Here is a 508-nt window from a genome sequence, read left to right as displayed (position 1 = left end):
TATTTAACAGGGTGATAACGCTCATTATCGCATTGGCACCATAGCTAAGCTTAGCAGCTTTTGCACTTTGACGGGTTATTTTTACTTGGTTATGCGTTGATAACTTTTCCTCAATTTTTGCTTTTTCCATTTCGCTTTGATTCATCGCTTCGGTTTCACGGTTTATCTCGCGCTCTTTGATTTTATCTTCTCTTTTCTTTTCGTTCGATTCGTTAATCGCTTCGTCGTTGCTGGATTTTTGTTGATTGACTTTGTCAATTTTGTCTTGTAATACGGTAGTACGGTTGACCAATGAAACATAATCCGCCATTTTTTCCTTTAAAAAGTTTTTAAAATCATAAGGGTTAAGTATCTCTTTATTTTTTAGAAAATTGACAACCAGTGCTTTACTTGCCTCATCAGGAAAGCAAAGCATAAATTTAAGCTTTTTGGTTGTTGGTTTTTTTGACCCAACTTCATATTTTGGATCGGTGACATCAAATTTTTCTAAAAACGCCACTTCTTGGCT

At 35.2% G+C, this 508-nt stretch carries 1 protein-coding gene; it reads right to left on the bottom strand.

Going from position 1 to position 508, the window contains the following annotated elements; all coding sequences use genetic code 11:
- Positions 1–508 (bottom strand): hypothetical protein (locus BQ5209_RS10745; RefSeq protein WP_167370351.1); only part of this gene is annotated, 508 nt, incomplete at both ends.

This window comes from Gilliamella mensalis (assembly GCF_900103085.1).
Lineage (GTDB): Bacteria > Pseudomonadota > Gammaproteobacteria > Enterobacterales > Orbaceae > Gilliamella > Gilliamella mensalis.
The sequence above is the reverse complement of the archived record's forward strand: the minus strand, read 5'-3'. Positions and strand labels throughout refer to the sequence as shown.